This is a genomic window from Primorskyibacter marinus (genome assembly GCF_003313245.1).
Taxonomy (GTDB): Bacteria; Pseudomonadota; Alphaproteobacteria; order Rhodobacterales; family Rhodobacteraceae; genus Primorskyibacter; species Primorskyibacter marinus.
Window position 1 is genome coordinate 1 of the sequence record NZ_QJSD01000049.1, and the last position, 2,516, is coordinate 2,516.

The window sequence follows — 2,516 nt, forward strand, 5'->3', positions numbered from 1 at the left end:
CCCCCCCCGCAAAATCCCTCACCATGAAGTAGAGTCTGCCCAACCCTTGTAGGAGCCAGACGAATGCGTAAGAGCCGTTTCACCGAGGCGCAAATCATCGGGATGATCAAAGAGCAGGAAGCCGAGATGCCGACGGCGGAGGTGTGCCGTCGGCATGGGCTGAGCCCGGCGACCTTTTACAAGCTGAAGTCCAAGTACGGCGGCATGGAGGTATCGGAGGCGGCGCGGCTGAAGGCGCTGGAAGATGAGAATGCCAAGCTGAAGCGGCTGCTGGCCGACACGATGCTCGACAACGTGGTTCTGAAAGATCTGCTGGGAAAAAGCTGACGGTGAGCCATTGATGCGCCATTGGTTCGAGCACAATGGCGAACGAAAGAGCGGCGAGAGGCAGCGCTCAATGCAATGCGGAGTCATGACATCTCGCAGCGCAGGGCCTGCCGACTTGTCGGTGTCGACCCCAAGACGGTCCTGCGCGAACGCCCGCCCGACCATCCTGAGATCCGCCAGGAGATGAAGGAGATCGCTGGCAAACGCCGCCGGTTCGGCTACCGGCGGATCGGTGTGCTGCTTGAACGAAAAGGCATGATCATGAACCACAAAAAACTCTACCGCCTCTACCAGGAAGAAGGCCTTGCGGTGAAGCGGCGGCGGGGCCACAAGCGCGCCCGGGGCTCACGCACGCCGATGCCCGCAGCCATACAGCCCAACCAGCGCTGGTCCCTGGACTTCCTGGCAGACAGCTTCGGTGCCTCGCGGAAGTTCCGCATCTTGGCAGTGAATGATGACTGCTGCCGAGAGAACCTGTGCCTCATGGCAGACACCAGCATCTCCGGTGCACGGGTGGCCCGAGAACTGGATGCCCTTGTGCGGGTCTATGGAAAGCCAGTCAGCATTGTCAGCGATAACGTCCTATGCGCGGAATGCATGGCTGATTTGGCAACAGATCATTGTCGTGTCGAAGTGCCCCGACACGTTCGCAGGATGGCTCAGTTTGGCGTTTTGGTCAACGAACTGTCTCTCCCATAACAAACACAGAGTACGCTTTTTGCGGCTCTCACCGTCCTTAAGACGAGATCTTCGGTCGTTGAGCAGAAGGCCTAAACATTATCTACGAGGTCAGATGTCTGCCTCCACGGCCCTTACAGAGAAAGGTCCTACTGCTGCTGATCACCCTTCAAAGAAGGGGCGATATGGTTCACCGTTTTTTATGATCCCGTGTGCGGTTCGGGCCATCTTGGCGGCGATTGCTGTGTACGCTTTTCGGCGCAAATGGGTATTATGACGATCTTTGGCGATGTAGCGCTCGAACTTGTCACGGAAGCTGTTCGTTTTTTGGAGAATGGCGACTTGCCCGGCCATCCACAGGGTTCGGCGCAAACGGGCGTTGCCGTATTTTGAGAGCTTGGTCTGACCGCGGAAGGTGCCCGATTGGATGGTGGCGAGGTCCATGCCACAAAACTTCAAGAACTGACGGTGATGGTTGAAACGGCGAAGATCACCCGCCTCGGCCAGAATGGTCAGGGCATTGATCGGGCCGATCCCCGGGACAGATGTCAGCAATTGGTAATCAGGTAAATCTTGGAGCAGTTCGACGGCGCGGGCTTCAATCTGATTGCGTTGCGCGATCAGACCGCGCCCTTCGCCAAGAACCAAGCGGAACATACTGACGGCGTCAGAATGTGGACCAACGGGCAGGCCTATACAGATGTTTTGGCGGTCTCGTAGATATCTGTAAGTAAACGCTCTTTGGCAACTTTGCGACCCACGACACCCCAAGCCTCAGCGATGAACGCCGCCCTATCCATCGCTGAGATCAAGTGGGCCGACGGATAACGTTCCAGAAAGGCAAAGAACCAGTCACCGCGCGAACTGCGATGAAACCGGTCTGCCTCGGGAAAGTATAGCGGCAGATAATGCATCAGGATGCGGTGCCAAAGCTGGGTCTTCGACTTGGATACAATGTCATGGGTTTTTGACAGCTCCTGGATGTCATTGGTGCCGCAGGCCAATGGGTCGTAATATAACTCGGTGTTCCCGATCTCCATCATGTGGAGGATGACCTGGGCGTCCTTGGGATCATTTTTGTCCCAGCTATTGTGTAGGGCTGCGCGGGTGCGGGCCAAGGACACCGAAGATACCCACTTCATCTCAAAGTCTGCTGCGGCCAGATGATAAGCTATGGCGCGATGGTCATTGCCCGTAGCCTCAAACGCCACCTGGACCGGGAAGCCGTAACTGGTCAAGAAAGCGATCAAGCGCTTGAAGTCGTCCCGTTGGGTAAGCACCGTCAATCTACGGCGTCGTTTCTTGCCAGGAATGGCAATCAAAACTTCATGACGCGCTTTCGCGATATCGATCGCCACCAAAATGATCGCGTTCTGTGCAATGCTGGTCTCGGTCATAGTCGGTCTCCCTTGCAGTGTGGTTTGTGCAAAACCACTGTAGGGATCTGAGGCACGGCTATGACCACCTGCTTCGTTATACGAAGACTACGCAGGCGCTCAAAGCCTCTCAAT

The 2,516-nt window shown here is 56.4% G+C and carries 2 pseudogenes; one reads left to right on the plus strand and one right to left on the minus strand.

The window, feature by feature from the left end:
- Positions 1 to 63: 63 nt before the first annotated feature.
- Positions 64 to 906, plus strand: a pseudogene (locus tag DMZ65_RS19290) (IS3 family transposase); the annotation flags it as partial.
- 202 nt (positions 907 to 1,108) lie between these two features.
- Here DMZ65_RS19290 and DMZ65_RS19295 read toward each other — a convergent pair.
- A pseudogene (locus DMZ65_RS19295) lies at positions 1,109 to 2,402 on the minus strand (IS110 family RNA-guided transposase).
- Positions 2,403 to 2,516: the final 114 nt, after the last annotated feature.